At 38.9% G+C, this 4,737-nt stretch carries 6 protein-coding genes and 1 pseudogene; 2 read left to right on the top strand and 5 right to left on the bottom strand.

Annotated elements, in window-relative coordinates:
* Positions 1-53: 53 nt before the first annotated feature.
* The 5 genes from AC1DND_RS20060 to AC1DND_RS20040 all read right to left on the bottom strand — a co-directional run bounded on the left by AC1DND_RS20060 (position 54) and on the right by AC1DND_RS20040 (position 3,034).
* Positions 54-374: a DUF2752 domain-containing protein gene (locus AC1DND_RS20060; RefSeq protein WP_477584322.1), complete on the bottom strand. Its 321-nt coding sequence runs from the start codon at positions 372-374 to the stop codon at positions 54-56.
* A gap of 75 nt (positions 375-449) precedes the next feature.
* The gene (locus AC1DND_RS20055; RefSeq protein ID WP_083488603.1) at positions 450-791 is read right to left on the bottom strand and encodes a CD225/dispanin family protein; all 342 of its coding nucleotides are present in this window, start codon (positions 789-791) and stop codon (positions 450-452) included.
* A gap of 84 nt (positions 792-875) precedes the next feature.
* Positions 876-1,601 carry an SGNH/GDSL hydrolase family protein gene (locus tag AC1DND_RS20050; protein ID WP_477584320.1) on the bottom strand — a complete coding sequence of 242 codons (726 nt, stop codon included), beginning with the start codon at positions 1,599-1,601 and terminating at the stop codon, positions 876-878.
* A gap of 45 nt (positions 1,602-1,646) precedes the next feature.
* Entirely contained in the window at positions 1,647-2,375 is a 729-nt protein-coding gene (gene lipB / locus AC1DND_RS20045) for a lipoyl(octanoyl) transferase LipB (protein ID WP_477584318.1), read from the bottom strand.
* An 11-nt stretch (positions 2,376-2,386) separates the two neighbouring features.
* Positions 2,387-3,034 (bottom strand): 4'-phosphopantetheinyl transferase family protein, encoded by a 648-nt coding sequence (locus tag AC1DND_RS20040; RefSeq protein ID WP_477584317.1) that lies wholly within the window; start codon positions 3,032-3,034, stop codon positions 2,387-2,389.
* Between the two features lie 71 nt (positions 3,035-3,105).
* Between AC1DND_RS20040 and dcd the strand changes: the two genes are divergently transcribed.
* Entirely contained in the window at positions 3,106-3,642 is a 537-nt protein-coding gene (dcd, locus tag AC1DND_RS20035; RefSeq protein ID WP_215129483.1) for a dCTP deaminase, read from the top strand.
* A gap of 787 nt (positions 3,643-4,429) precedes the next feature.
* A pseudogene (locus AC1DND_RS20030) lies at positions 4,430-4,737 on the top strand (TonB-dependent receptor); the annotation flags it as partial.

Genomic DNA, 4,737 nt, shown 5'->3' with positions numbered 1-4,737 from the left:
TTCTAGAGGCGGTGCTAAAAGATTATAACCACCTTACTGCTACAATGGCCTAGTTAAGCAGCGAGATAGTTGAATGGTGTATAGGGCAAATTTCTGGCGATCCAGAATATCATTACGATAGCAAAAATTACTTTAGGTGTATTTGGGTTATACCAAAAGCGCATTACCAGGTTCTTCTTTGTTGAAAAAGAATAAATTTTGAAAGCCAGCTGGGTAATAAGTAGTGGTAAGCTGAGTACAAGGAGTAGATTATATCCTGCAGCTTTTTGAATATCGAGGTGAAGCAGGGCATGTATTGCCCTTTGTGAACCGCAACCAGGGCAATCGAGGTGTAAATATTTGTGAAAAGGGCATTCCGGAAAGAAATTGTACATCTCAGGATTAAATTTATAGTAAATTATCACAAGTGCTAACCCTATAACGATTCCTAAGATGTACATTAATTTCATCTATCTGTAATTACTCATCATGGCACCGCCAAAACCTAGCACCACAAAAAATAATATATATAAGACATAAACTCCAATTCCAATAAAGAATCCAATTTTTGTCCATTTGCCAGCGGCTTGAGAGGCTGCCTGAGCCCCTGCATAGTCGCCCATGGCATATTTACTATTAACATTAGCCGCATTTACAATACCAGCTATTCCAAAAGGCAGGCAGCAGAATAATGTAACCAGAATTGATTCTACAAGCCAGTTCTTTGGCGCTGGGCCTTGATTTCCGAATGGTGTTTGTCCAAACGGTTGCTGACCGAAGGGTGCTTGTTCTTGAGGTTTTTGATCTTCCATAGTATCAACTTTTAAGTGTATTAATTTAAATAGTTAAACTAAAATATATTTTTTAATTTAAAAACAGCATAAACAAACGTTTAATTATTTCAATACATTTGCCACTTTTGGTAATAAAGCGGTTGCCCATTCGGTGTACATTTTAGCGCTTGGGTGCAACCCGTCGCTCGCCACTAACGATAAATTTGTTGCAGCATTTCGAGATGCCGGTGTAATGTTGGTATAGTTTACGCCAGCTGAAAGCGTGATTTCTTGGTTTGCAGCGTTAAAGCTATCGATTTCATTGGCAATAGTTTGTGGATTTCGCCCCGAGTTTTTGCCAAAGGGCGTAGCGCCCCAATCTGGAATAGAAACTACAAAAACCTTATTCTTGTTGCCTCCGGCAAAAGCGATTGCCGTTTGTAACAATTCTGTGAACTCCTTTTTGTAAGTATTTATCGGATAACCCCGATATTGATTGTTTACACCAATTAAGAGTGTAACAAAACTATAGGTGCCTGTTAAATTCTCTTTTTTTATAGCGCCCTGCAGCTCATCTGTAGTCCAACCGGTAACCGCAATAATTTTTGGATTTGCTACAGTGCTGCCTTGAGCTTTTAATAAACTTTGAAGCTGATAAGGAAAAGATTCTGCCTGTTTAACCGATTCGCCAATGGTATAAGAATCGCCAAGTGCCAGATATGTAAAATCACCTTCTCCATTTGAAGAAGCGTTTGTTCGGTCGATAACGGGTTCAGTAGGCATAGGCTGTTGTTTTGTGCAGCCCGAAGTTAAGAAAGAAAATAAAATGGCGCTTAATAAAATCTTCATAGCTTAATCTACGAATTAGCGTTCGGTTTAGTTTTATTCAACCAATTAAATCAGCTGCATTTTAAAGAGCTCGGCAATATGATTCTTTAATTTTCCTTTTACCTCTTCCATATCAAGATGATAACCCAGCTCCTTTGCTAAAGAAGTTACAGCCTTATCATCGATGCCGCAGGGCACAATATTTTTAAAGTAATCTAAATCTACATTTACATTAAAGGCAAAACCGTGCATGGTAACCCAACGGCTGCAACGAACACCCATGGCACATATTTTACGAGCCTTTTCGTTATCGGCATCTAACCACACCCCCGTAAAACCGGGATAACGGCCAGCTTCTATCCCATAATCTTTTAAGGTAAGGATAACGGCTTCTTCCAGCGTGCGTAAATATAAATGTATGTCGGTAAAGAAATTATCAAGATCAAGAATAGGGTAGCCCACTAGCTGCCCCGGACCATGATAAGTAATATCGCCGCCCCGGTTTATTTTATAGTAGGTTGCCTGTTTATCTTTTAATCCCTGCTCATCCAATAATAAATTTTCGGGATGCCCGCTTTTACCTAAGGTGTAAACATGTGGGTGCTCGCAAAATACAAGATGGTTTGGGGTAGGCTTATTGGTATTGTTTACACGGTTTTCTGTCTTAATGGCCACCGTTTTATTTAACAGATCTTCCTGTTTATCCCAAGCTTCCTGATAGTCTGTTAAGCCCCAGTCTGTAAAAATAGTTGGCTTTAAATCTGTTGCAATTGCTTTTTCCGCTGTCTCGTTCATCTCCATTTATTTTAAGAATTGCTGGCTACATAGCCTAACATATAACTGTCTTTGGTTTTAAAGTAATTAACGGTCAGCTCTCGCGTACCTGTTGGCAGTTCTACCAATGCGTTTAGTGAGCCTTCGTTTTTTAGCTTAAAAGGTTTAATATGGATATGCTGTTTAAATTCTAAACCCTTTTTGCCATGCCACTTATAAATAGCTTCTTTAGCGCACCACGCAACATATAAGCCATCCGTATTATCGCCAATCTGTTTCTGGGCAAGTTCTACATCGCTTAAAAACTTGTGTTTAATGCTTTTTATCTTGTGCTTAATCAGTTCAATATCAACACCTACAGCATGATCTTTGCTAATCATTACGGCAGCATAATCATAAGAATGGCTTAACGAAATATGATAGTCGAAATTAACCAGATAGGGCTTGCCATGTTCATCAAACTGACAGTCGATATACTCGGTTGTATTAAGCATTGTTCTCAATAGTAATCTTGTGCTTAACCAGTGCAGTAACCGCTTGCCGTTATTTAATGACGAAATAATGTCATGTTCATGCTGCTTAAGCTGCAGTCCAGCCAACAATTCTTCCTCCGTTTCTTCAATTTTCCAAATTGCTAAAACAGAATGCTGATCAATATTTTTATTGTAAATTATTGGCATTGATTAAATTGGAGATTACATGCAAAATTATCTTAAATAAATGATAATTTAGGCCAAAAATACGTATAAAAATGATATTATCTGATAGCAGGATATTAGAAGAAATTGAGAAGGGAACAATCATCATTGAGCCTTTTAAACGCGAATGTTTAGGAACCAACTCGTATGATGTGCACTTAGGGAAATACCTGGCTACTTATAAAAGCCGTGTGCTCGATGCGAAAGCGCACAATGAAATCGAACATTTCGAAATCCCTAAAGATGGTTATGTCCTTCATCCAGGTACGCTATATCTTGGTGTTACTTTAGAATATACCGAAACACACGGGCATGTGCCTTTTTTAGAAGGTAAAAGCAGTACCGGCCGCTTAGGTATCGATATCCATGCAACAGCAGGTAAAGGTGATGTTGGTTTTTGTAATACCTGGACATTAGAAATATCAGTAGCACAACCTGTGAAAATTTATGCCGGAATGCCTATTGGCCAATTGATTTATTTTGTTGTTGAAGGTAAAATAGAAACGATGTACAATTCAAAAGGTAATGCTAAATACAACAACAAAACCACCAGACCAGTAGAAAGTATGATGTGGAAGAATAAGTTTTAGAGATTGCTTAACTGCCGACAGCCAATTCAATTGAAAACTGGTATCTTTTTCTTTTTTGGAAATGAAAGGGAGCGTGCTATGGCCGCTTTAGTCCCGCCATTCGCTGTGGTCCCGATAGAAGGAATCGGGAGCCGCCGCTGCTGTCGGGTTTATGATTGGCAGTCTGTTCTCCGGGGACCAAACATTGTTCCTAAACCCGATTGTCGTGAATGCCGATTTTCATCGGCAGAAACAAAAGCGGGGCTGGTGAGGCCAAGTGATCAGAACTCCTCATTTCCGAATCAATAGCCTAAAGAATATTTTTTGTTTTTGGAAATGAAAGGCAGTGTAACGTGGCCGCTTTAGCCCCGCCATTTGCTGTGGTCCCGATAGAAGAATTGGGAGCCGCCGCTGCTGTCGGGTTTATGATTGGCAGTCTGTTCTCCGTGGTCCAAACATTGTTCCTAAACCCGATTGTCGTGAATGCCGATTTTTTCATCGGCAGAAACAAAAGCGGGGCTGGTGAGGCCAAGTGATCAGAACCCCTCATTTCCAAATCAATAGCTAAAGGAATATTTCCGTTCTTGGAAATGAAAGCCTTGTGCTATGGTTGCTGTTGGGTTTATGAACAACGGACCGATAGAGTTAAGCACACTGAATCCTTCATTTTCAACGCCATATTGATAAATTAATGTGTTTCTGTAGTTATGAACTAAAAATTTAGATTGAAACTAAATTTCATAGTATCTTCATAAAAATATGCCTTAGGTTTTGTACCTTGACACGTATTTATTTGTTACCTGACCACATGAAACTCAAAATTACTCTCGCAATCAGTTTTCTATCTCTACTTATTGTTTTTGCCGCATTTAAAATGGATGATGATCCATTTAGTCAGCTCTTGCAAAAACTCGAAGATTACACCAGTAAAAATCCACAAGAAAAAGTTCACCTTCACTTAGATAAGCCTTATTATGCCATTGGCGATGATATTTGGTTCAAAGCCTATGTTGTAAATACCAAGACTTCGGCCCCTTCGGGCATTAGTAAGATCCTGTATGTAGAGCTGATAAATGAAAAAGATTCGCTAAAAAAACTAGTTAAGTTACCTATTAT

The organism is Pedobacter sp. 01N416, from assembly GCF_056399685.1.
The sequence above is the reverse complement of the archived record's forward strand: the minus strand, read 5'-3'. Positions and strand labels throughout refer to the sequence as shown.

What these genes read in the sequence shown, in the direction of transcription:
- AC1DND_RS20060 (WP_477584322.1), bottom strand. Translation starts at nt 374, where the DNA reads ATGTACAATTTCTTTCCGGAATGCCCTTTTCACAAATATTTACACCTC.
- AC1DND_RS20055 (WP_083488603.1), bottom strand. Translation starts at nt 791, where the DNA reads ATGGAAGATCAAAAACCTCAAGAACAAGCACCCTTCGGTCAGCAACCG.
- AC1DND_RS20050 (WP_477584320.1), bottom strand. Translation starts at nt 1,601, where the DNA reads ATGAAGATTTTATTAAGCGCCATTTTATTTTCTTTCTTAACTTCGGGC.
- lipB (WP_477584318.1), bottom strand. Translation starts at nt 2,375, where the DNA reads ATGAACGAGACAGCGGAAAAAGCAATTGCAACAGATTTAAAGCCAACT.
- AC1DND_RS20040 (WP_477584317.1), bottom strand. Translation starts at nt 3,034, where the DNA reads ATGCCAATAATTTACAATAAAAATATTGATCAGCATTCTGTTTTAGCA.
- dcd (WP_215129483.1), top strand. Translation starts at nt 3,106, where the DNA reads ATGATATTATCTGATAGCAGGATATTAGAAGAAATTGAGAAGGGAACA.